The organism is Caulobacter soli (assembly GCF_011045195.1).
GTDB lineage: Bacteria > Pseudomonadota > Alphaproteobacteria > Caulobacterales > Caulobacteraceae > Caulobacter > Caulobacter soli.
The window spans coordinates 2,488,453-2,511,411 of record NZ_CP049199.1; the positions used below are offsets into that span (position 1 = coordinate 2,488,453).

18 protein-coding genes are annotated in these 22,959 nt (G+C 64.0%); 11 read left to right on the forward strand and 7 right to left on the reverse strand.

All coding sequences use genetic code 11. From position 1 onward, the window contains the following. Positions 1-72: 72 nt before the first annotated feature. Complete coding sequence (locus G3M62_RS26515) at positions 73-264, reverse strand: hypothetical protein (protein WP_246263629.1); 192 nt, start codon at positions 262-264, stop codon at positions 73-75. Here G3M62_RS26515 and G3M62_RS11650 point away from each other — a divergent pair. From G3M62_RS11650 to G3M62_RS11660, 3 genes are all read left to right on the forward strand, one after another. Continuing rightward, positions 173-3,103 carry a TonB-dependent receptor plug domain-containing protein gene (locus tag G3M62_RS11650; RefSeq protein WP_246263570.1) on the forward strand — a complete coding sequence of 977 codons (2,931 nt, stop codon included), beginning with the start codon at positions 173-175 and terminating at the stop codon, positions 3,101-3,103. The two genes, G3M62_RS26515 and G3M62_RS11650, sit on opposite strands and share 92 nt — an antisense overlap. Before the next feature lie 110 nt (positions 3,104-3,213). Then, positions 3,214-4,308, forward strand: coding sequence for a LacI family DNA-binding transcriptional regulator (locus G3M62_RS11655; protein WP_165187174.1), 1,095 nt, complete (start codon positions 3,214-3,216; stop codon positions 4,306-4,308). Between the two features lie 16 nt (positions 4,309-4,324). Further along, the gene (locus G3M62_RS11660) at positions 4,325-5,611 is read left to right on the forward strand and encodes an MFS transporter (protein ID WP_425483856.1); all 1,287 of its coding nucleotides are present in this window, start codon (positions 4,325-4,327) and stop codon (positions 5,609-5,611) included. Positions 5,612-5,650: 39 nt separating this feature from the next. On the opposite strand, the gene G3M62_RS11665 is transcribed toward G3M62_RS11660, so the two are convergent. Continuing rightward, positions 5,651-6,736 carry a class I SAM-dependent methyltransferase gene (locus tag G3M62_RS11665; protein ID WP_165187178.1) on the reverse strand — a complete coding sequence of 362 codons (1,086 nt, stop codon included), beginning with the start codon at positions 6,734-6,736 and terminating at the stop codon, positions 5,651-5,653. Between the two features lie 189 nt (positions 6,737-6,925). On the opposite strand from G3M62_RS11665, the gene G3M62_RS11670 reads away from it, so the two are divergent. From G3M62_RS11670 to G3M62_RS11695, 6 genes are read left to right on the forward strand one after another with little or no spacing between them, the layout of a single operon-like run. Next, complete coding sequence (locus tag G3M62_RS11670; RefSeq protein ID WP_165187179.1) at positions 6,926-8,062, forward strand: aminotransferase class I/II-fold pyridoxal phosphate-dependent enzyme; 1,137 nt, start codon at positions 6,926-6,928, stop codon at positions 8,060-8,062. Positions 8,063-8,079: 17 nt separating this feature from the next. Beyond that, entirely contained in the window at positions 8,080-9,123 is a 1,044-nt protein-coding gene (locus G3M62_RS11675; protein WP_165187181.1) for a Gfo/Idh/MocA family protein, read from the forward strand. Positions 9,124-9,161: 38 nt separating this feature from the next. Then, positions 9,162-10,310, forward strand: a complete 1,149-nt coding sequence (locus G3M62_RS11680) for an ATP-grasp domain-containing protein (protein ID WP_165187183.1) — start codon at positions 9,162-9,164, stop codon at positions 10,308-10,310. Between the two features lie 13 nt (positions 10,311-10,323). Then, positions 10,324-11,418, forward strand: a complete 1,095-nt coding sequence (locus G3M62_RS11685) for an FkbM family methyltransferase (RefSeq protein ID WP_165187185.1) — start codon at positions 10,324-10,326, stop codon at positions 11,416-11,418. A 41-nt stretch (positions 11,419-11,459) separates the two neighbouring features. Further along, positions 11,460-12,266, forward strand: coding sequence for a class I SAM-dependent methyltransferase (locus G3M62_RS11690; RefSeq protein ID WP_165187187.1), 807 nt, complete (start codon positions 11,460-11,462; stop codon positions 12,264-12,266). A 5-nt stretch (positions 12,267-12,271) separates the two neighbouring features. Then, on the forward strand, positions 12,272-13,246 hold the full coding sequence (locus G3M62_RS11695; RefSeq protein ID WP_165187188.1) for a fatty acid desaturase: 975 nt from the start codon (positions 12,272-12,274) through the stop codon (positions 13,244-13,246). A gap of 29 nt (positions 13,247-13,275) precedes the next feature. Here the strand turns inward: G3M62_RS11695 and G3M62_RS11700 are convergent, their stop codons facing one another. From G3M62_RS11700 to G3M62_RS11720, 5 genes are all read right to left on the reverse strand, one after another. After that, the gene (locus G3M62_RS11700; RefSeq protein WP_165187190.1) at positions 13,276-14,982 is read right to left on the reverse strand and encodes an O-linked N-acetylglucosamine transferase, SPINDLY family protein; all 1,707 of its coding nucleotides are present in this window, start codon (positions 14,980-14,982) and stop codon (positions 13,276-13,278) included. 737 nt (positions 14,983-15,719) lie between these two features. Beyond that, entirely contained in the window at positions 15,720-16,346 is a 627-nt protein-coding gene (locus G3M62_RS11705) for a recombinase family protein (protein ID WP_165187192.1), read from the reverse strand. Positions 16,347-16,635: 289 nt separating this feature from the next. After that, on the reverse strand, positions 16,636-18,075 hold the full coding sequence (locus tag G3M62_RS11710; RefSeq protein ID WP_165187193.1) for a phosphotransferase: 1,440 nt from the start codon (positions 18,073-18,075) through the stop codon (positions 16,636-16,638). After that, on the reverse strand, positions 18,056-18,964 hold the full coding sequence (locus tag G3M62_RS11715) for a sensor histidine kinase (protein ID WP_165187195.1): 909 nt from the start codon (positions 18,962-18,964) through the stop codon (positions 18,056-18,058). The genes G3M62_RS11710 and G3M62_RS11715 overlap by 20 nt, the downstream gene beginning before the upstream one ends. Continuing rightward, the gene (locus G3M62_RS11720; protein WP_165187197.1) at positions 18,965-20,803 is read right to left on the reverse strand and encodes an AAA family ATPase; all 1,839 of its coding nucleotides are present in this window, start codon (positions 20,801-20,803) and stop codon (positions 18,965-18,967) included. A gap of 232 nt (positions 20,804-21,035) precedes the next feature. Here G3M62_RS11720 and G3M62_RS11725 point away from each other — a divergent pair, with 232 nt between their 5' ends. After that, the gene (locus tag G3M62_RS11725; RefSeq protein ID WP_165187199.1) at positions 21,036-21,620 is read left to right on the forward strand and encodes a hypothetical protein; all 585 of its coding nucleotides are present in this window, start codon (positions 21,036-21,038) and stop codon (positions 21,618-21,620) included. Positions 21,621-22,400: 780 nt separating this feature from the next. After that, positions 22,401-22,703, forward strand: coding sequence for a hypothetical protein (locus tag G3M62_RS11730; RefSeq protein WP_165187200.1), 303 nt, complete (start codon positions 22,401-22,403; stop codon positions 22,701-22,703). Positions 22,704-22,959 lie beyond the last annotated feature (256 nt).

Below are 22,959 nucleotides of genomic sequence, written 5' to 3' on the forward strand. Positions count from 1 at the left end.
CCTACGACCATGGTCGTAATGGTTAGCGCCCCGCTTGTCTGACAGCTTCGTGTCAGGCCGTCGCAGATGGCCTCAACGAAAAACGGGAGGCTGCAGGATGAGTGGTTTGGGTCGGACGCGAGCGGGATCGTCCTTTTTGAGCGTGTTGTTCGCGACAAGCGCGGTCGCGATGATGGTATCCGCCGGATCGGCCGCCGCGCAGACGGCGCAGGCTCCGGCATCGGCCGAGCCAAACGCGACAGCGCTGTCGGAAATCGTGGTCACCGGCTCCCGGATCCGGTCCACCGGCTTCACCGCGCCGACGCCGACCCAGGCCCTGGGCCAGGCGGATCTGGAGCGCGCCGCCGAGCCGAACGTCTTCACGACCATCGCTCAATTGCCTTCGCTGCAGGGCTCGACGGGCGCTACCACGGGCACGTTCAGCACCTCGAGCGGCTCGCAGGGCCTCAGCTCGTTCTCGCTGCGGGGCCTGGGCACCATCCGGACCCTGACCCTGCTGGACGGCCAGCGCGTGGTGCCGGCCAACATCACCGGCGTTCCCGACATCAGCCTGTTCCCGCAACTGCTGGTCCAGCGGGTCGATGTCGTGACCGGCGGCGCTTCGGCCTCCTACGGCTCGGACGCGGTCGGCGGGGTCGTCAACTTCATCACCGACAAGCGCTTCGAAGGCTTCAAGGCCAATATCGCCGGCGGTGTCACGACCTATGGCGACAACCAGCAGTTCCTGGCCCAGGTCGCGGCCGGCAAGGCCTTCCTGAACGATCGCCTGCACGTCCAGGTCAGCGCTGAGTACGATGACGAGGACGGCGTGCCGGCCGGCGGCTTCGGCGAGGACGCGCCGGGCAGCCGCGACTGGTACACGACGGCGACCCTGGTCAATCGCGGCGTCACCAACGACGGCTCGCCGCAATATCTCTATCGCGAGCACGCTCAGGCCTATCAGTACACGAAATACGGCTTGATCAGCGCCGGGCCGTTGCAAGGCACCGCCTTCGACCAGGCCGGCAATCCGTTCGAGTTTCAGTACGGCTCCAACGGCGTCCCAGCCAAGAACGCCGCCGGGACGGTCAGCAACTGCTACTCGTCCGGCGGCTTCTGCGTCGGCGGCGACCTGTCGGGCAATGTCGGAGTCGGCACGTCGCTACAGTCTGAAATCAAGCGGATGAACAGCTACGGCCGGGTCGCCTACGACATCGACGACAACAACGAGATTTACGGCACTCTGAACATCGCTCGGGTCGAATCCGCCAACCAGCCCAATCCGGGCGGGGCCACGACCGGCCTGACGATGCAGTGCTCCAACCCCTACCTGCCGGCCTCGGTGGTGACCGCCTGCGCGAACGCCGGCATCACCAGCTTCACCTTCGGCACCAGCAACGCCCTGCTGCCCAACAACATCTCGGTGCATCCGACGCGGACGCAGTATCGTGGGGTGATCGGGGCCGACGGCAAGTTCGCCGCCTTCGGCACTGACTGGCACTACGACGCCTACTACACGCACGGCGAGAACATCACGAACATCCACGTCAACGACATCATGCTGGTCCCGCGCTACAAGGCGGCCATCCAGGCCAGTCTCGTGAACGGCCAGATCGTGTGTTCGGACCCCGTCGCCCGGGCCAATGGCTGCGCGCCGATCAACGTGTTCGGCGGACAGCGGCCCAGCGATGCCGCGTTGAAATACATCGAGCCCGAGAACGGCCCGTATCAGCATTCGGTCCAGAAGCAGGACGTCGCCAGCCTCAACTTCAGCGGCGAGCCTATCCAAGGGTGGGCGGGGCCGGTGGCCTTGGCCTTCGGCGCCGAGTATCGCCGCGAAGCCTACCACGTGCAGGGCGACCCCTATGGCGACGGCTCGACGGCCTCGCCCTACACCACCGACTATCCGGCGGATCCGTTGCTGGGGACGGCGGGCAACAACTGGTACGCGGGCAACTATCACTCCGGCGCCGGCAAGTACAACGTCAAGGAAGCGTACGCGGAAGTGAACCTGCCGATCGTGAACTCAGAGTCCGCGGGCAAGGCCAACCTGAACTTCGCCGGCCGCTGGACCGACTACAGCACCTCGGGCACGGTCTACACCTGGAAGGTCGGCGGAACCTGGGACACGCCGCTGGATGGCGTCCGCCTGCGCGCGGTGACCTCGCGCGACGTTCGCGCGCCCAACCTGTCGGAGCTGTTCGCCGCGCCGGTCACCACCACGATCCCGAACTTCACCATTCCCTCCACGGGCACGCCCCCGCCGGGCGCCCCTTCCGGCGGCGCGCTGCTGGTGCTCCAGAACGTGGTTGGCAACCCGGACCTGAAGCCCGAGATCGCCAAGAACACGAGCCTCGGCGTGGTGCTGTCGAACCCCAAATGGCTGCCGGGGTTCAGCGTTTCGGTCGATTGGTACAACATCGTGCTGAACGGCGGCATTTCCAGCCTCAGCGCTCAGCAGGTGGTCAACTTCTGCTATGCGGGTCTGACGCAGTATTGCGGCAGCTTCAACTTCGCCCCGCCGGCCGGTACGACGGCCTACGTCAACGCCCAGGTGTTCAACCTGGCCTCGATCAAGACCAGCGGCTTCGACATCGAGGCCAGTTACCGGTTCGAACTGCCCAGCGTGCCGGGCCGTTTCGACCTGCGCGCCCTGGCGACCAACACCCACAAGTTCGTCACCAATCAGGGTTTTCCCGGCGGCTCCGTTGTCGATACCGCCGGCCAGAATTCGGGCAATACGCCGGACTGGAAGGTTCTCGCCGTCCAGACCTGGAGCTCGGACCGGTTCATGCTCAGCCTGCAGGAACGCTGGTTCAGCGACGGCGTCATCGGCGGCCAGTACATCGAATGCGCCGCCGGCAGCTGTCCGGTGGGGAGAAGCGTGGCCGACAACAACAACTACCCGACCATCGACTACAACCAGATGAAAGGCGCGACCTATGTCGACGTCAGCGGCTCCTACGAGGTGAAGAAGGGTCTGACGGCCTATTTCAAGGTCGCCAACCTGTTCAACAAGGATCCGACGCCGTCGCCGCAGACCAACACCGGCCTGGACGCCAATCCGGCGCTGTATGACCTGCTGGGACGGTTCTACCACGTGGGCCTGCGCTACAGCTTCTAGCCGCCCTTGGCGCCTGGTCGCGGTCCGGTCGAACGACTGGACCGCGGCGGGGCTGATCGAGATCAAACCAAACACGCCACGGCATCATCGGGCGTTGATAAGGGCATGCATTGAGCAGGTTGGATCGGGTACGGGGCGCCACGATCGTCGATGTGGCCCGGTTGGCGGGCGTGTCGCGGATGACGGTGTCGCGGGTGATCAATGACGGAGCGGCGGTGCGCGAGAGCACGCGGCTGGCGGTGCAGGCGGCGATCCGCGAGCTCAACTACGCGCCCAACCTGGCGGCGCGCAACCTGGTCACGGCCGGCGAGCTGCGGATCGGGGTGATCTATTCCAACCCCAGCGCCGCCTTCATGAGCGACTTCCTGATCGGGGTGTTCGAGGAGGCCACCAGCGCCGGGGCGCGGCTGATCCTGGCGCGGGGCGAGAACGGCCAGGCCCCGACGGCCCAGGAGCTGCAGCGGCTGCTGGACGCCGGCGTGCACGGCGTGGTCCTGGCCCCGCCGCTGGGGGAGTCGGCGCTGGTGCGCGACATCCTGCGCGCCGCCGACCTGCCCGTCGCCGTGGTCGCGGCGGGGCGCCCGCCGACCGACGCGATCAATGTCCGCATCGACGACCACCAGGCCAGCCAGGCCATGGCCCAGCACCTGCTGGACCTGGGCCACCGCCGGATCGGCTTCATCGCCGGCAATCCCGACCAGACCGCCAGCGTCTCGCGCCTGGAGGGGGCCAGGGCGGCGATCGCCGCGGTTCCGGGCGCCGAACTGGTCCTGGCCCAGGGCAGCTTCAGCTATGGCTCGGGTCTGCGCGCGGCCGAATGGCTGCTGGACGCCGACCCCGCGCCCACCGCGATCTTCGCCAGCAACGACGACATGGCCGCCGCGGCCGTGTCGGTGGCCCACCGCCGTCACCTGGACGTGCCGCGCGACCTGACCGTGGTCGGGTTCGACGACACCACCGTGGCCACCACGCTTTGGCCGCCGCTGACCACCGTGCGCCAGCCGGTGCGGCAGATGGCGGCCGTGGCCCTGGACCGGCTGATGCGGGCCCTGCGCTCGCCCGATCCGGACGGCGAGCGGGCGGCCGACCATGTGCTGGGCCACGCCCTGATCGAGCGTGACTCCACCGCGCCGCCCCGGCGTGTCGAGGCCGCAACCTCAACCTCGATCCCTGACGCCAACAGCGGAGCCCGCGCGCATGTCTGACGCCACCGACGCTGGAATGGACGCCGGGATGGAAAAGGCCACGGTGGCCAAGGTCACCGCCCGGCTGATGCCGCTGTTCTGCCTGATGTACCTGATCGCCTATATCGACCGGCAGAACGTGTCCTACGCCAAGCTGGACATGGTCCAGGCCCTGGGCTTGAGCGAGGCGGCCTATGGGCTGGGCGCGTCGCTGTTCTTCATCGGCTACTTCCTGTTCGAGGCCCCGTCCAACCTGATCCTGGCCCGGGTCGGGGCGCGGGTGTGGTTCGCGCGGATCATGTTCACCTGGGGCCTGGTGACCCTGGCCCTGGGGTTCACCCAGAACGCCACGATGTTCTACGTCCTGCGCTTTGCCCTGGGGGTGACCGAGGCGGGGTTCTTCCCCGGCGTGCTCTACGTGCTGACCCTGTGGTACCCGCAAGCCCACCGGGCGCGGATGGTGGGCTTGTTCATGATCGCCAGCGCCGTGGCCAACGCGGTCGGGGCGGTCGTGGGCGGCCTGCTGCTGGACCTGGACGGAACCCTGGGCCTGGCCGGCTGGCAGTGGGTGTTCCTGGTCACCGGCGTGCCGGCCGTGCTGCTGGCGCCTTACGTGCTGTGGAAGCTGCCCGACGGTCCGGTCCAGGCCAAGTGGCTGCCCGACGCCCAGAAGGCCTGGCTGGCCAAGGTGCTGAGCGCCGAACGGGGAGGGGAGCCCGACGACCATCGGGGGGCCTGGAAGGCGATCTTCGATCCGCGCGTGCTGCTGCTGGCCAGCCTCTATATCGGCATGCCGCTGGGCGCTTACGGCCTGAGCTACTGGCTGCCGACCATCGTCAAGTCGTTCGGCGTGTCCAACAGCGTCAACGGCCTGATCAACGTCATTCCGTGGCTGTGCGTGGCCGTGGCCCTGTGGCTGGTGCCGCGTCACGCCGCGCGCCATGGGGCCAGCGCCTGGCATATCGCCGGACCGTGCCTGCTGGGCGCGCTGGCCCTGACGCTGAGCGTGATCGTGCCCGGCGCGGCGCTGAAGTTCGCGATGCTGTGCATCGCCGCCCCGGCCATCTTCGCGGCCCAGCCGGTGTTCTGGAGCCTGCCGCCCAGCTTCCTCAGCGGTCCCCGGGCCGCGGCCGGCATCGCCGCGATCAACGCCATCGGCAACCTGGGCGGCTTCATCGCCCAGAACCTGGTGCCCCTGGTCCGCGACGCCACCGGCTCCAACCTGGCCCCCATGCTGGCCCTGGCCGCCGTCCTGGTCGTCACCAGCCTGATGATCTTCTACGCCATGGCCAGGCTGGACAAAACCCGGGCCCGCGCCGCATGAACCCCCGCCACGCCCTCCTCGGATGGGTCGTGCCGCGCTTCAGGCGCGCTGAATGAAGAGGCAATCGCCCGCTACGAATGCGCGGGCGACGCCGTTGCCCCAACGCTCCAGCAAGGCGTCGCCCGCGAGCTTGGGCCCATCGCCATAGCGCCAGCAATAATCGTCGATCGCCACCCATCCGCCTGGTGGAACCAGCGGCGACCAGAGCGAGACGTCCTCAGCCGCGCAGGGCGCGTCGTGATTGCCGTCGATGTGCAGCAGGGCGATGCGGCCGGAAGGCTTCAGCGCCGGCCGCGTCTTGAAGAGGCGTACGGCCTCGCCGTCGGCGTCGCCCCTGTAGATCGCGTGGCCCGAGACGGAAGGCGTGCGATAGGCGGTCATCGCGCCCTGCGGCGCGAGAGCCGCGAACGTCGCCTCGAACGCCAAGGCGACGCGTTCCAGGCCGGCCGCGCGCGTATAGTCCTGCATGATCTGCGGCAGGTCCTTCTGCGCGCCGACCTCCGAACTCCAGGGATCGAAGACGAACAAGGGCCGCTCCGCCTGGCCCAGCGCGCGTCCAGACAGCAGCACGCTGGCCGAGCGCCCGAACAGCGAACCGATCTCGACGATGTCGCCCTCCGGCGCATCGAGCAGGCAGGCCAGCAGGGCGGCCAGCTTGTCGTCGTAGGATTCACCGAACAGGTCGAAGGCGAGGCGGATGACGCCGGCCAGGAACGCCGGCTCCGGCGGCGTCCGGGTGGGCGCCAGCGCGGCGATCAGGCCTCGCCAATGTTCGGCGCGCGCGAAGATGTCGTCCCAGCGCGCGAATTCCTCCTCCAGCGCCGAGCGGTTGATGATCCGCAGCTGGGTCAGGCCATGCTCGCGCAGCATGTCGCCGAGCGCCGCATGGACCATGTGCGCGGCGGCATGGATCTGGGTGACCTCATGGGTCCGCACGAGGTCCAGGAAAGCCGCGAGGAATTCCGGATCGTGCACCAGCGGCAGTCTCACCCAGGGCGCGGCGCCGTCGGTGGGATCGCTTGTATCGATGGAAGCGCCGATGACCCGTTCGCCCCGCTCCAACGCCTGCTTGAGGTATGCGCGGCCGGCCGGTGTCGAAACCGGAAACACCAAGGTCACAGACATGTCGCTCCAGCCGCGCGGATCAATCCTGGCGCCAGACACGGCGCGATACGGGAAACACTAGCCTGAGATCACGGGCGGCGACGACCCCAAAATCCTCGGTCAGCGGACGAGCGGAAGGTCGCGTTAACCATATAGTGTGTTTCGCCCCTATAGGGTGCCAAGCTCTAAGTAGCGAAGAGCAGAATCCTCATGTTCAGTCGCGGTTTCGCCCGATCCAGCGCTCCGGCCGTCAAGCCGATCGAGCCGCTGGTGATCGCACGTCCCGAGCTTCCCCAGGCCGAAGCCCTACTGCCTTACCTGCGTCGAATCGACGCCGCCCGCTGGTATTCCAACTTCGGACCCTTGCTCACCGAGTTCGAAGCCAGGCTGACGGCCCGGTTCGAACCGGACACCCAGGTCGTGACCTGCGCCAATGGAACGCAAGGTCTGGCCTTGTGTCTGCAAGCCCTGCAGCTTGCGCCGGGCAGCCTTTGCGCCGTGCCGGCCTACACCTTCGTGGCCACGGCGCATGCGGTCATCTCCGCCGGCCTGATCCCCTATTTTCTGGACGTCGATCCCGACACCTGGACGCTGCAACCGCACACCGTCCGCGAGGCCCTGGCCCACGCGCCCGCGCCGGTCTCCGCCGTCATTCTCGTCGCGCCCTTCGGCTTGACGCCCGACCTGGCGCCTTGGCTGGAGCTTCGCGAGCAGACCGGCGTGCAGGTCGTCGTCGACGCCGCCGCGGCGTTCGACGCCGTCCACTCGGCCGCCTTGCCCACGGTCGTGAGCCTGCACGCCACCAAGGTGCTCGGTATCGGCGAAGGCGGTTTCCTGGCGACCGAGGATCATCGCCTGGCCCAGCGCGTGAGGCAGCTCACCACCTTTGGCTTTCGCGGATCGCGGGACTCCCAAATGCCCGCCACCAACGCCAAGCTCAGCGAATATGCCGCCGCGATTGGGCTGGCGGCCCTGGACGCCTGGCCCCACAATCGTTTGCGCTGGCTGCGCGCCGCCCAAGGTCTGCGCGCGGCGACGACCCATCTGCCCCAGGTGGCCTTCCAACCCGGCTGGGGATTGAGCTGGGCGACCAGCGTCTGCAGCGTTCAACTGCCGGACGGGATGGCCGCGACCGTCGAGCGCGGACTGAGCGAGCAGGGCGTGGAGACCCGTCGCTGGTGGGGACTCGGCTGCCAGACCAATCCGGCCTTCGCGGACTGCCCGCGAGGCGACCTGACCCAGACCGACCGTCTGGGCCAAGCCGTCATCGGCCTGCCGTTCTCGATCGATCTCGACCACGAGCAGATCAGCCGCGTCGCCGCGGCGCTCGCGGCCTCTGTCGACTAGAGGGCAGGGGCTTTCCGATGACGAAGCAGAGACTGGTCGTGGTCGGCCCCGGCCTGATGGGCCTGAAGCATATCGAACTGATCCTGGCGAACCCGCGCTGCGAGCTGGCCGGCATCGTCACGCCCGAACGGGAAGTCTTCAACGACGTGGGCGAGCGGCTGAACGTGCCCCTGTTCCATGACCTGGAAGCCTGCCTGACGGCGCTGGCGCCCTCGGGCGTGATCATCGCCTCGCCCAACATGTTTCACTACGATCAGGCCTGCCTGTGCGCCGAACGGGACATCCCGGTGCTGATCGAGAAGCCGGTCACCTCGGACTACGAGGACGCCGTGCGTCTGGTCGATCTGGTCGCGCGCCGAAAGGCCAAGGTGATCGTCGGACATCATCGGGCCCACAGCCCCCTGATGGCGACGGCCAAGGCGATCATCGAGGAAGGCCGGCTGGGACGCCTGGTGGCCATCCAGGGCAGCGCGATCTTCTACAAGCCGCCGGAATATTTCGACGCCGGCCCCTGGCGCCGCGAGCCCGGCGGCGGCCCGATCCTGATCAACCTGATCCACGAAGTCGGGATCATGAGGACGCTGTGCGGCGAGATCTCCGCGGTCCAGGCGATCGTCTCCAACAGGCTCCGACAGTTCCCCGTGGAAGACACCGTCGTGATCAACCTTCAGTTCCGGAACGGCGCGCTTGGGACGTTCGTCCTGTCGGACACCGGCGCCTCGCCTCGGAGCTGGGAACAGACCTCGCGGGAAAATCCAGTCTATCCGACCTATCCCGACGAGGATTGCTACAGCATCACCGGAACGCTCGGATCGCTCGACTTTCCCACCATGCGGCTCAAGACACACCCGAGCCCCTCCTGGCACGTGCCGTTCGTCGAGGAGGTGATCCCGGTGGTTCGCGAGAACCCGCTGGAGCGTCAGCTGGACAATTTTCTGGATGTGATCCTGGGCGTCGCGGACCCCGTCGTGACCGCCTTCGACGGCGCGCAGAACGTGAGGGTGGTCGAGGCCATCCGCCGTTCGGCGGAGACGAAATCCCTGATCGAGTTCGAGAGCTAGCGACGTGGAAATGTCACGCTCAAAAGGCCAGTTCGACGATGGATAGGGTTCTTCTCCTCGACACCAACGTGTCCTCGGCGCCCATCCACCGATACCTGGTCGACGCGGGCTTCGAGGTCCATGTCGCCGGGCGAAATCCAGGCGACTTCCTCGCCAAGGTGAGCCCGAACTACGTCAATCTCGACTATTCCGACGTCGAGGCGACCTTGGCGCTCGTCGAGCGGATGGAGGTGAAATACCTGATCCCTGGGTGCAACGACCTTTCCTACGACACCTGCGCCGCCATCAGCGCGCGGCGACCGTTTCCGGGCATCGACCCGGTGGAGGTCGTCCACACCCTGGGCAACAAGCAGGCGTTCCGTCGCTACGCCGCGCTGCACGACATTCCCGCCCCGCGCCAGATCGCCGAGGCGGACGCGGTCGCCGGCCGGTCGATCATCGTCAAGCCCGTGGACTCCTATAGCGGCCGTGGCGTCACGGCCCTGAACGCGCCGACGACGGACGAGATCGACACCGCGCTGGCCTTGGCGAAATCATTCTCCGCGACCGGCGCCTGCCTCATCGAAGAGTTCGTCGAAGGTCAGCTCTACAGCCACACCGCCTTCCTCGGCGAGGACGGCGTGGTCGCCGACTTCATCGTGGAGGAGCACGGGTCCATCAATCCGTTCGCTGTCGACACCAGCTGCCTGGTCCCCGACTTCGACCCGACGATGCTCGGCAAGGTCAGGGCGTCGATCGAACAGATCGCCCGCGACCTAAAGCTGACCTCGGGCCTGATCCACACCCAGTTCATTTCCGACGGCGACCGGTTCTGGCTCATCGAGATCACCCGACGTTGCCCCGGCGACCTCTACAGCCTGCTGATTTCGCTTTCGACCGGCTTCGACTACGCGGAAAACTACGTCCGACCGTTCCTCGGCAAGCCTTTCAAGGACAGCGATCGACGTCAGAGCGCGATCCTGCGGCACACCATTACCCTGCGGGAAGCGCAGACGTTCGGATCGCTCCAGTTCCACCGGCCCATCCATATCGAAAAGTTCTTCCCGCAGTCGCTCGCCGGTGACCGGGTCGCGGTGTCTCCGTTCGCCCGTATCGGGATCCTCTTCGCCCGGACCGAGCCCGGCGCGGCGCTCGACGCGCTGATGAGCGCCACCTTGCGCGGCGAACTCTACTCGGTTCTCAGCTAGGGTAGGAGGAGCGATGACCAGCCAAGATTTCAGAGTCGCGGTGAACGCCGCGATCGACGCGCCGGCCGCCAACCAGGCGTTGGCCGAGGAACTGCTGTCGGGCGCGTCCAAGCGTCCGTGCTTCGTCATCGGGCGCAACGAACAGGCTTCGGACCTGATCGGCAAAATCAGGCTGGACGGTCTCGTGGACGATTTCGCCGAGCCGGGCTCGACCTGGCGCGGGCTTGCGACCACCTCCACCGCCCAGCTTCCCGCCGAAGCCGTCGTGGTCAACTGCTCGACCTCGATCAGCCCCGTCGCCGTCGAGCAAAGGATCAGGGCCGCCGGGATCGAGTCGATCGTCTCGATCCATGAGCTCATTCACGCGGCGGCGGGCGCGATCGACCGGCCGCAGTTCGTCCAGGACCAGCGCCGCGATTGGGAAGTGTTCGAGGCGGAATGGGGCGACATCTTCGCGAGCCTGGAGGACGAGCCGTCCCGGCGAACCCTGCTGGACCTCGTCCGCTACCGCCTGACAGCGAACGTCCAGTTCATGCAGGACTATGCTGTCCGTGTGAAGGACCAGTACTTCGAGCCGTTCCTCGATCTGCGCTCCGAAGTCTTCGTGGACGCGGGCGGCTTCGACGGCGACACGACCGAGGAGTTCTGTCGCCGGTATCCTGACTACCGCAAAGTGCATCTGTTCGAGCCGTCGCAACACAATATGCGCGCGGCGAAGGTCAGGCTCGCGGCCTATCGCGACATCATCTTCCATCCGGAAGGACTTTCCGACCAAGTCGGCAGCGTGACCTTCGACGTCGAATCCGGATCGGCCTCCGCCGTCACCTCGGGCGTGGGGGAGGAGGTTCAGATGACCACTCTGGACCTGGCCATCGCCGAGCCCGTGAGCCTGATCAAGATGGATCTCGAGGGATGGGAGCTGACCGCTCTGGCTGGATGCGAGCGGCATATCCGCGACGATCGTCCCAAACTGGCCATCGCCGTCTATCACCGCGCCAGTGACTTCCGCACCGTGTGGCGATACGCCCGCTCCATCCACCCAGACTACAAGGTGTATCTGCGACACTACACCCAGGGCTGGTCGGAAACCGTGATGTTCTTCGTCTGACGGCGTAGCTCCGCCCAGGCCAATCTTCGATCGGAGTCACCATGAATCTCGAGCCCTCGGCGTCGACCCCCAGCCTCATCGAGAGCCCCGCTGAGTTGCTCGAGCGCTTCGAGTCCCACGCGCCTGGGCTGGTCCAGATCAAGCCCAAGGTCGTCTTCATGAAGATCGAAGCCAGCGATCCCGCGCCCGTTTCGATGAAGATCAACGTGCCCTCGAGCGGCATCGGCAGCGTCACCCTGCTCGAAGCCTCGGCGCTCGTGTCGCTGGTCAAGCTCGTCAAGCCGCGCAAGATCTTCGAGTTCGGGACCTTCCTAGGTTATTCCACGTCTCTGCTCGTCGAAAATTCAGCCGACGACTGCGCCGTCTATTCGCTCGATCTCGGCGACAGCCACGTGAGCGACAAGCCGCTGGCGGCCTTCGCCGAGGCGGACCTGCGGAGCGACGGCGACATCAACGACGAATATCTGAGAGGCGCCCAGGGCGCGCGCGGCCCTCACTACACGACCGCCCTGTCGGCCGCCGATCGGTCCAGGCTGTCCTTGCTCCAACAGGACAGCCGCAAGTTCGATCCGGCGGACCATGGCCTGGAAGGCTCCGTCGACCTGGTGTTCGTCGACGGCGGCCATGACACCGAAATCGTGACGATCGACACCGCCAACGCCCGCAAGATGGTCGGCGACAGCGGGGTCATTGTCTTTCACGACTTCAATTCGAACATCCACAGCGACGTGACGACCTTCGTGAACGGGCTGGCGAAGCACGAGGCCATCGTCTGCATCCAGCACACGATGTTGGCGATCCTGCTGGTCGGGCAGGCTGGCCGCGATTTCCTGAAGATCGGCGCCTAGCCCCTATGGCCGACGGCGACAGCGAGATCGGCGCGCGAAAGCTTCTTGATCGGGAGGCCTATCGCAAGCTGCTTGCCCGGCGGGACGGGCTGGCGACCATGCTTCTGCTGGCCAGGGCGGCCTTCCACGTCACGCTCCTGGCCTGCGCCAATCTCCTGTTTTCGACGGGCCATCTCGTCGTCGCCGTCCTGCTGCTGATCCCCCATTTCATGGCCTGGTCGTTCCTCGGCTGGGCTGGCGTCGGCCATGAGCTTTTCCACCGCTCGGTCTTCTCCGCGCGGTGGCTGAACCTCGTGCTGTTCCGGCTTTTCTCGATCCTGACCTGGAACAACTACGGCTACTTCGAGGTCACCCATCCGGCGCACCATCGCGGGACGCTTCGGGACGGCGACCTGGAGGCCAACCCGCACGGACGGCTGACGGTCCTTGGGACCCTGGCGCTGTTGACCATCGACGTCGGCGCTCTCTGGCGGCGGCTCCGGATTCTCGTGTTGAACGCGGCTGGCATGGCCCCGGGGGGCGAGGCCGGCAAGGTGTTCGCGCCCGGCAGCGAAGCGTTCACTCAGCTGAAGACCGGCGCGCGCGCGGTTCTGGCGGGGCAGGCGCTGGTGATCCTGACCTGTCTGCTGTTCGGCTCGCCGTTCCTGGCCTTGGCGATTTCGCTCGCGCCCTTTTGCGTGACCTTCCCCAATCGGACCCTGGCGGCGCTGCAGCACTTCAACCTGTCGGCGGACGAGGCCGATGGCGACTATGCGAGCTCAACCCGCACCGTGGTCCTGGACCCGATCATCGGGTTCTTCTACGCGGACATGCACTACCACCTGGAGCACCATCATTTCCCCGCCATCCCGCACTACAACCTGCGTGGGGTGCATGAGGCCTTTCGGCAGGGCGGCAGGCATCGCCACATCGAGCACGGGTACTGGAACGGGGTGAAGATGCTGGCGCGGGAAGGCTTCTTCACGTCCCGAAAGACCTGAGCGGCCGGAAAACCTGATCGGAAAGGGCGCTAGGTCGAAGCCGTCCAACGGGCGAACATCTGGCGGAAGGCGTCCTCCACGATGCGCGTGAAGCCGGCCTCGTCGCGATAGGACGAGGTCTCGAACGCCGGGCGTATCCGCGAGCGCAGGCGGTCGAGCGCCTCGAAATCGGCGGTCAGATCGAGCGCGCGTTCCACATACTGATCCCAATCGTCGGCCACCAGTTCGGGAATGCCAAGGGGCAGCACCGTGCAGGCGCCGCTGCGCGCATAGTAGTTGTCACCCCTGTTCGACAGGACCGGCACGCCGTTGCCCAGCGCATCATGGGTCGTGGCTCCGCCGATGGCCGGCGAGGGGTCGAGGGCCAGGTCGATGTCCCGGAACTGAAGCAGGTAGTCGAGACCCTTGCTCTCGCCCCGGAACTCCAACTGCTCGGGGTTCGCGCCATAGGCCGCGAAGCGCGCCTGTGTCACCCGCTGCAGCACCGGATCGGAGAAGTAGCTGTATTTGAGGACCAGCTTGGCGTCGGGGCGTCCGCGCAGGATTTGCGCCCAGGCCGCGACCGTTATCTCGTTCAGCTTGGCCGGGTTATTGAACGATCCGAAGGTGACATAGCCGTTCTTTAGGGCCGGGGTCGGGGCCGGATCCGGGCGGTTGGCCGCCGGACGACTGGGGCTCATCAGTTCGCCGAGGCTCCAGATTTCCTCGGTGAAGAGCGCCTCCGTCCCCGGAACGGCCATTCCGTCGCAGTGGAACACGTAGTCCATGCAGGCCAGGCCGGTGCTCTGCAGGAAGTTGATCCAGGCCACCTGAACGGGCGCGGGACGCAAGGAGAAGACCGGCAGGCAGCTACCGGCGGTGTGACCCCAGATATCGATCAGGATGTCGATCTTGTCGTCACGGACCATCGCCGCGATCCGCTCGCTTGGAAGGTCGCCGATCTTGCGCAGCTTGCAGGTGGCGGGAAGCTGTCCTTCGGCGTCGGGATCGGCGCAGTACAGGTGGACGTCGACCGCCTCGGGATCGTGCGCCTCGATGACCGGCAAAAGGAACTGGGTCACCTGGTTGCGCGTGAAGGTCGGGCCGATATAGCCGATGCGAAGAGGGCGGTCGGTGTCGCGCGCGTTCGTGAAGGTCACCGTGTGCGGCGCCAGGGGCGGGGCGTAGAGATCGCCCCACTTGCGGGATTCCTCGGCCATGCGCTCCGGGCCGAACCCGGCGATGAACACCGGGGTCAGCAGGAATTCGTGAATGATGGGATTGGCGAAGATGCCAGCCGCGGCGCCGAGGACTTCCACGGCCTCATGCAGACGGCCCTGATGCTGCAACGACAGGCCGTAGCTGACCATGATCTGGGGATCCAGCTTGTCGAAGTCGAGGCTGCGGCCAAGGGCCAGGCTGGCGGGCCCCATCAGCTTCATGCCGTAAGCCCGCAGGCCTATCTCGGCGCAGTAAGTCTTGTCGGTCTGGAAGCGGGCCATGTCGACATCGAGGGCGCGCAGGGCGGCCACCGAATGCAGAAGGCGCGCCTCCTCGAGCGCCGGCGTGGCGGCGTCCCAATCATTGGCGGCGACAAGGGCGCTGTAGAGCCAGTAGCGGGCTTCGTAGTTGGCCGGTTCGGCGCGGGCGATGGCGCGGAAGGCCTGGGCGGCGCCGTCGGGATCTCCTCCGAACAGGCGAGCCCTGCCGTCCGCGAGGCCGTGGCGTTGAGGCGCAGTGGCGAGGTCAGCGGACATGCGCGTCAAACTCCGGGAGGATGATCTCCGTTTGTCTTCGATCATGGTTAACGGGCGCTGAAGGCGCGGCGTCCGGCGAAGGCTTGTCGATGGCGCTTGGTTCTTGTCCGGATGGCCGGGGAGGGGCGCTCGGAGGTCTTTTAGGTTCGAGCCGGCCGGCGTGGAGCGAATATGACGACGCCGATCTTTGGATCGCCTGAGCGGCCATTCGGATTTGCAGCCGTCGCTTATCGCAAACGAGTGAGGAATATATTCCTATCTCAGGGGCTGTGGTTGTAAACGGCCGATTCCTAGCGCGCGGTGCTGAGTGCGTGGCAATTTCGACGACGCCTATGAGGGCCAAGGCGCTTGTTCTCGATGACGACGGCCTGATTGGCCTTCCGGATTTGTCGATGGTGTCACTGACTCCAATTATCGCGACAAATTTGTAGGAATATTTTCCTAAACTGAACCGCAATTGCCAACGCCACCCTCGTTGAATTTTCTGGAATATATTCCTATTCTGGATACCTGAAACGCAATCGGCCGTTTATGAAAGGATTCAGCGACTTATGGCGCAAAAGGGATAGCGGCTTTCATAATCCCCTTTCAAAATCTGCATGCCCAGAAGGCCGTTTTTGACGCCTCCGGGATCAATCTCAAAATTGGCCTCAAACCCTGCGATTGTCTCCAAACTCGCGAAAACTGGCTCCAAAATCCGCGACTAACTATTTCCGTCTTTTTGGGCGGCCGCCGGCCTATCCGCTCGCCGCGCCTCGAACTGGGCTCACTCCATCCTTAGCCGGACGCCTGTAGCGTTTTCGCAGATCGGTCGGTGCCTTGCCGAGCGATCGGTAGAGCGTCGATCGCGCGACGCCCAGCGTGTTTGCAACCTCCGCCCCCGTCGTTTCAGGGTCCGCCAGCAACCGCTTGGCATGGCCGAGCTGCTGCAAGGTCAACTTGGCCGGGCGACCACCCAATCGTCCCCGCGCCTTGGCGGCGGCTAGGCCCGCGACGGTCCTCTCACGAACTAAGTCCCGCTCCATCTCGGCCATTGCCGCCATGACATGGAAGAAGAACCGTCCCGCCGACGAGCCTGTGTCGATACCGTCCGTCAGGCTTGCGAACTGAATGCCACGCTTTTCCAGCTGCGCGGTGAATTCCACAAGCTGACGCACCGAGCGTCCCAGCCGATCCAGTTTCCAGACCATAAGCGTGTCGCCGGCGCGAAGATGCGAGAGCGCGTCCGTCATCCCGACCCGATCACCGCGGCCGCCGCTCGCGTGGTCCGTGAAGATCCGGTCGCAGCCGGCCTTAGTGAGCGCATCCACCTGGAGGTCGAGCCGCTGGTCCGCCGTCGAGACGCGTGCGTAGCCGATGATCATGCGTCCATTGTCCCAAAACCCGTGCCGACCACCAAATGCCGACGTTTGATTTCGCGACACAGTTTTCGGACCCCTCACGTTCATGTCACTGACTCTTTAAATTGCGACCGATACCTCAAGCAAGTGCCCGGGGGCAGCTGACTCTAAATTCCGCGATTGACTCCAAAATCTCAAAATCTGACTCCAAACTACGCGACTAATTTAGGGCTAGCTTTGACTCTTCTCGGACCTTGGGAGGGTCCGGTTACGGCTGGGACCATTCGAGGAAATGGACAGAACACTTCGACCTTCAGGCTCCGCTGGTAGCCCCTCGGATCCGCTCGGCGAGCATCCGCAGGAACTTGATTGTGACGTCGGTCGGCACGGTCTCGTACTTCAATTGGCGGAACGCATAGCTGAAAGCTGCGGCAAGAACAGCTAGGTCGCCGCCAGCGACATCGTGAGCCCATTCCCGGCAGGCACCGACCATTGGTCCAAGGCCGCTGGTGCCGACGAACTTTCCTTCGTCGAGCCAGTCTTCCAATTGGTCCATGAGTTTCTCGCGCAGACCGCACTTGGCTGCGTCGGGATGGAACACCAGGCTGAGTTCGAGCGCGATCGGATCCATCACTGTGTAGCCAGGGCCGGCGTCGCCAAAGTCTATGAGCACCGCCTCGCCACCGCTTTTGACCAACACGTTCCCGCAATGGAGGTCGCCGTGAATGCAACTCTGGGATACCTGGATGGGAACGTCTTCCACACTCTTCAGGTCTTCTAGATCATGCTTCTGGTAGAGACTTTCGGCGACGTCGTCGGCCACTAGGCGTCGCCGGACGTCACGGATCAAGGCCATGCCGGCCGTAGCAGCTTCGCTCCATCGCGCCAGGGAAGTGCGAACGTGCGTGACGACCTTCTTGCCCACAGTGACGTCGGCGGCCAATCGCTCGAAAAACGACAGGGTGTCCTGGTCGGTCAGGGTGTAAAAGATGGCCGCACTCTGTCCGACGCCATCCTCTACAACGGAGAACAGCGCGGGGCACGCTCCGACGCCCAACTTGCGGACGTGGGCTTCGTAAGCTTCCTTCTCCTGCTGAACGATCGATCGACTCCCCAGTTTTCCGGCGCATAGGGCTTGAGGTTTACGGGCGCCATCGACCGCTGTCGCTTTGACGACCTTTGCGTCGGAAAGCCCACCGCTCAGCAGGCTGACGTCGCAAGCCACACAGTCGACGGAGTTGGCGTAGGATTTAAGCATCCGCTTCTGAACGGGCGTTAGGCCGAGATCGCGCATGCGCGTGTTGATCGCTACCGCGTCCATCCTCCCAAAACACCCCGCGACCGCCGTGACGCGAGCCACGAGTTCATCGACCTCTTCCTTCAGGAAGTAACTGACCGTTTCGATCTGGGTCTTGTCACCCCACAGGCGGACTTGGTTTCCGTACCGGGCAAGCTGTCGGCTGAACTTATCGGCCTCGGAGCCAGTCAGGATGAAGATCGGGGTCCCCGGATGACGCTTTTGAGCTTCATAGAACAGAGTTTGTCCATGCGCCGGGTCAGGCGCATCGCTATCCGCCCCCGATGGGATCGAGAGATCCAAGACTATGAGATCAATGAGATCATCATCCAGCGCCTTTCGAGCCGCCTCCAGGTCCTGGACATTGATGACCTGTTCGACGCCGGGTATCTCAAGAAGGATGGGCTGGAGATCTCCAGCAAAACCTTCGTTATCCTCAACGAACAGAATCTTCATCGCCGCCAAACCACCTCAGCTCGACCTTGGCACCCCCCTCGAGCGCATTAGTCGGATAGATATCGCCCTCTAGCGCCTGCATCGCCTGCTTCGCCGTAGCCAGGCCAAAGCCGAGATGTTCGGACTTGTCCTTTGTGCTCTGGCCAAAATCCACCATGCCGCCCGGGTCTCGCTCGAAACCGAAACCGGTATCGAGGACGGCGACCCAGTATTCATGCCCGGCAAACCCCCAGTTCAACGTCACCGCGCGCGGCGCGCCTTCGGGCAGGGACCGCACGGCTTCGACCGCGTTCTTCACGACGTTGGTCAAAGCGATTTTGAACAAATCTGGATCGAGTTCCACCAGAAAAGGAGAAGGGCCACCAAACCTGAAGAGCTCGCCGTCATCGACGAAGATTCCACAAGCGTCGCGACATTCCTGGGCCAGATCGCATTGGCTGTAATTGGCCCGACTGGCCGCTGCCTTCAGGTTACGTATGCCGCCCAGCAGGCTCGAAAGAGAATTGACAAGGGTCTCGGTGCGGCTGCCGGCATAGTCGGGTGCTTCGCGAGGCGCGACCAGTTTCAGCGACGCCACGATGGTTGAAAGTTCATGGATGATGGTTCCGGCGACTTCGTCGATGACCCTGGCGCGGAGCTCCGAAACCAACCGCTGCGGAGGATCGGCATAGACGGGTTGAGCCACGGTTTGGGTTTCTTTTGCCGGCCCCAGCCGGCTGATTGCCCGTTCTAGAGCTCGCTTCGTCCACGGCACGTTCTCTTGGAGCAGCGCCGCCTTCAGTCTCCGCCGATCCGCGCTTGTTGCGTTCATTGCAAAATGGCGGGCGGCTCTTAGCCGCTCCGTCGCGTCAGCCGAAAGCAGGAGTTCGACCGCCTCGTCGTGCGTCATTCAGAGTTCGTGCTCATCATAGAACCGCGCGCGGCTTGAAAACGCGTCCCGTCCGCCTTCCATCACGTTGGTGATCGCATCTACGGCCTTGGAATTGCTCAAGGCCTCGCAGACCTGAACAAAGCCATTTCGACCGTCCGAGGTCATCTCGACAACTAGGTCGGCCTCGCCAAGGACCGGGATATTGGCGTTGTGGGTCGAAATGATCAGCTGTCCGTTTGCCTTGCGGGTCTTGATGGCTTTGATGATCGTCGAAGCAATATATGCGTTGTCTAGATGGTCTTCGGGCTGATCGATAATTAGGGTTCTGCTCGAGTGCTGCAACACGATCGACAGGATGACGGTGCACCGTTGACCAGCCGATAAATGTTCGACGTCTTTGTAGTCTACACCATCTAGTAACGACATCCGGACATTGTCTTCTATGCTGACGGTAACGATGTCCGCGGCACCGGCTTCGCGCAGATGGCCCAGCAGTCGGGCGGCGCGATCCTTCGGAATTCCAGAAATATCAGCTAGGCCGACAAAGTCGTTGGTGTCCAGGAATTGGACCAGCTCATGAGGGCTGATGCTTTGTGTCAACGCCCCCACGAGATCGTTGTAGCGCATGCCGCTGCCGCGAAGCGCGTCGGTCAAGGCGCGATTGTAGTCGGCGTACTGCCCGTACCGGTCCACCGACACCTTGATCTGGGGGCCAAGCGCCTTGTTCAGGTCGTTAGTAACCTGCGTTCTTTGCTCGAACCGTTCCAACCGCACGGCGTCCAACGCTCGGATTCGTTCGTCACGCCGCACCCTCATCTGTCGCAGGCGCTGATCCCGCTCGTCCACGATCTTCCGCCTGGCGTTGATCTGTGCGACTTCGGTACGCAATTGCGCCAGTTGGCGCGAAACTGCGCCAGCGCCCGAAACCGACTGCTCGACTTCGACTCTCAACGCGCGGGACTGGGCCTCCGCAGCCATGCGGCTCCCGCTGAGGGCCTCCTTGGACGCGACAGCCTCGGTTTGCATCGCGTCGAACTTGGACGCGATCACTCCGACGAGTCCCACCTGTTCATCATAGCGTTTGCGGAAGGCCGCCAATGGGTCTGGTCCGTCCAGCTCGTCCCAGGCCTCCACGCCGAAGTCATCACCGATCATGCCTTGGAGGTTTTCTGCCCAGGCCTGAGCGGAAGCGGCAAAGCGCGAAAGGACCTCTTCACGTACGGCCAGGTTGGTTACCTGGGCTGTGATCGTCGCCAATTGTGCCTGCTTGTCAGTAAGATCCGAGGAAGCCGCGCGATGCTTTTCCTCTTCGGCCTCGAATGCCTGGATCCGCTGCTGCAGCGCGTCGAGCCCTTCAAGACCGGCGCCCAGGGAATTTCGTTCGTCCTCCAGGGCGCTGATCTCCTTGAAGATCGATTTGATCGCCGAAACTGCGGCTGCCTCGTCAGCCGAAAGGGAGGCACCTTTCGAAACGAAACTATCTACCAGACGCAGCCGTCCCCCTTCGCTGAGGCCAATGTTTTCGATCTCGGTCTGGGAGAAGATCAGCGGTTTTTCATATTTGCCATTGGCCTGTGGCTCCGCATCACCGCCAGCGCGGCTAACGATGATGGTGTCAAGGATGTCCCCCACTTGAACTGTGACCTCGCCGTCGCCCAAGACAGCGCGGGCATGCTCGGCCGATCGTTGCCCCGCTTCGGTGGTATGGTTACGGGCCGCCAGCGCGAAGCGAAGGAGCTCGATGACGGAGGTCTTGCCTGTGCCGCGCGCCCCGATCAGCACGTTCAGGCCGCTCGCGAACTTGACATCGAAGCCATCCAGGAAGCCCCCTTCGATCTGCAAACGCTCGATATTCACGCGCCGGTCGCTCCTGATAGTTCGTTTCTAGTTTACCCCTCCTAACGCTGACGGCAGATCACCGCTAGGGAAGGCTTGAGACTCGCCAGCCAAACCCTCGTGACCAGTGTCTCGGCGGTGCAAAACTGATCCGGCAAGCTTACGAATTTCTTCCGGCGCCACTGGCCCATGCGACCGATTTTGTCGCCTTGCACCTTTATCAGTAAGGCCCTGGTTGAACCGAAGAATTCAAATGCAATACCATCACCTAGAAATAACTCCAGAAGCCTCCACATGTGACCGTGTCACGACGTGCAACATAGAAAAAGGCCTAGAAGCGCTGTCGCTTAGGGCTGAGTTTCTCGCATACTTGAACCAGAGCGCTGATGGCATTGAAGCATTCGACGCCCGTGCTCAGCGATGGCAGAAATTTGTAGAGCAATTTGGCGCGCATGGCGTCTGTTTGCCCTCCGAATATTGCTTCGCCTTCGAGGCGGGTCTGAACGCGCGGATCACACACGCGGCGCTTAGCGGCTACGCGATAGGTTTTGGCTGCGACTCGATGATCGGTGTTGCTCACGCGATCTTTGATCACCATCCCCAACATCTTGCCGCGTTCTTGGCCCTTGCCGCAGCCAGCGGGCACGGTGCCGCCATCCGCGCCCAAGATCATGATGGCCGGTGGCATCGGAAGGTGGCGCGCTTGGTACCATTGGGGATGGCCCTGCCAGCGCGTTATCGCCCGAACCTAAAGTTCGCGCCGTTGATGAAGTTTCTGTTTCCGAGCAGCTCCGCAGTCTTCGAGGAGCTGGAACTGAGCGGTCGCGTGCCCCACTAATTAGGGCCTGACTCGCCGCCGATCACCACGGCCGGTCCGAAATCCCCGCAAGCAACGTCATAGGACACAACCTCATCACCCAGGGTGAGATTGCCCCGACGGTCATGTCTCTGGAGCGGCACCAACGTCCGCTATTGTGGCGCGATCGCGGCTAGCCACGCCGGTGGCGCTCGAGCTTAGTTAGACGCGCTGCGTGAACCTGTCGTCCGCTCATGCCCAAAGCGCGTCTGGCTTTGAGCGCCTCGGACACGGCCATCTCGCGCTCATGGGCCTTCATGATTTCATAGCCATAAGTGCGCGCGATTTCTGGCAGTTGCTAGCTGGGAAGACCCAGGATCTTTCGAAGAGTCCGCTCGTCGGTGTAGTAAAATTTCTCAAGGCTCATCGGCGCCGGCGTCAGCGGAGGCCGTTCTCGAGAGCCATGTGACCGGTTCGCAGCTGGATCAAGGCGAGTGACCAGCGTGTACCAAGCCCGCTTATGCAATGTGAGCTCGCGACCCAAGGCGTGGTCGATGTCCAGCTTACGCCCAGTTATGCCGAACACCTTTTGTGCGGCGTAGCGGCAGTTGCCGTAGTCGGGCGCGACGTAGAGTAGGCGCAGGTTTCCTCTGATGATGACGAAGGCCTTGTGCGCCGGGATCCCGCCAATCCGATAGAGCTCGCCGTCCAGCGAGTTCGCTATCGAATGGTGCTTGTGGCCGCGATTGGGATCTGCCCTAGGCCGAGGCCGCCCAGGAGCCGCTTAGCCTTTCAAGTCTTGGTCAATCCTGAGCAGGTCGTTTGCATCGCCTCGCTTCCCTCGCCCTGCGCCGCTGCACGGTCGATCTGCTGATCGCCAGCGACGTCTCGATCTTGGAGTTGCCGCAGTTCAAGCGGGCCGGCTTCATCAAGGGCGCGCGAGGCGCGCTCGGCTCGCCCCGCGTGCCGGCAATTATCTGGGGATACTTGGCGATCGGAAGCGGAGCAGCGTCGGTTCAAACTCGCCGCTCGAAGTCCGCTTTCACCACGATCTGGAGGCTATGGACGCCTGGACCACAACATCTTGACTCGAAGGTCGACAAGTGGGACGAATCGGCCTCATAGTCGGAATTGGTAAATGGGGTCTTTCCGCCCACGGCCGACTCGTATTATCGGGTACTGGCGAGTGGATGATTCCGGTTTCCACTCCCACATCATTTGAGTTTGCTTATCTCGCCGACGGGCTTGGTCGGATTCTCAGGACGTCTTCAAAGCAGGAGCGACGGCTGAAAAGCATTGAAGCAGCGTAGATCGCTGATGGTGGGGAGAGGACGGAACATCCTGGAACTTTGCCGGTCACCGGAAAGTCCATCCTCTCACC

What these genes read in the sequence shown, in the direction of transcription:
- G3M62_RS11725 (WP_165187199.1), top strand. Translation starts at nt 21,036, where the DNA reads ATGCAATACCATCACCTAGAAATAACTCCAGAAGCCTCCACATGTGAC.
- G3M62_RS11690 (WP_165187187.1), top strand. Translation starts at nt 11,460, where the DNA reads ATGAATCTCGAGCCCTCGGCGTCGACCCCCAGCCTCATCGAGAGCCCC.
- G3M62_RS11680 (WP_165187183.1), top strand. Translation starts at nt 9,162, where the DNA reads ATGGATAGGGTTCTTCTCCTCGACACCAACGTGTCCTCGGCGCCCATC.
- G3M62_RS11705 (WP_165187192.1), bottom strand. Translation starts at nt 16,346, where the DNA reads ATGATCATCGGCTACGCACGCGTCTCGACGGCGGACCAGCGGCTCGAC.
- G3M62_RS11660 (WP_425483856.1), top strand. Translation starts at nt 4,325, where the DNA reads ATGGACGCCGGGATGGAAAAGGCCACGGTGGCCAAGGTCACCGCCCGG.
- G3M62_RS11675 (WP_165187181.1), top strand. Translation starts at nt 8,080, where the DNA reads ATGACGAAGCAGAGACTGGTCGTGGTCGGCCCCGGCCTGATGGGCCTG.
- G3M62_RS11685 (WP_165187185.1), top strand. Translation starts at nt 10,324, where the DNA reads ATGACCAGCCAAGATTTCAGAGTCGCGGTGAACGCCGCGATCGACGCG.
- G3M62_RS11700 (WP_165187190.1), bottom strand. Translation starts at nt 14,982, where the DNA reads ATGTCCGCTGACCTCGCCACTGCGCCTCAACGCCACGGCCTCGCGGAC.
- G3M62_RS11715 (WP_165187195.1), bottom strand. Translation starts at nt 18,964, where the DNA reads ATGACGCACGACGAGGCGGTCGAACTCCTGCTTTCGGCTGACGCGACG.
- G3M62_RS11710 (WP_165187193.1), bottom strand. Translation starts at nt 18,075, where the DNA reads ATGAAGATTCTGTTCGTTGAGGATAACGAAGGTTTTGCTGGAGATCTC.
- G3M62_RS11670 (WP_165187179.1), top strand. Translation starts at nt 6,926, where the DNA reads ATGTTCAGTCGCGGTTTCGCCCGATCCAGCGCTCCGGCCGTCAAGCCG.
- G3M62_RS11650 (WP_246263570.1), top strand. Translation starts at nt 173, where the DNA reads ATGGTATCCGCCGGATCGGCCGCCGCGCAGACGGCGCAGGCTCCGGCA.
- G3M62_RS11695 (WP_165187188.1), top strand. Translation starts at nt 12,272, where the DNA reads ATGGCCGACGGCGACAGCGAGATCGGCGCGCGAAAGCTTCTTGATCGG.
- G3M62_RS11665 (WP_165187178.1), bottom strand. Translation starts at nt 6,736, where the DNA reads ATGTCTGTGACCTTGGTGTTTCCGGTTTCGACACCGGCCGGCCGCGCA.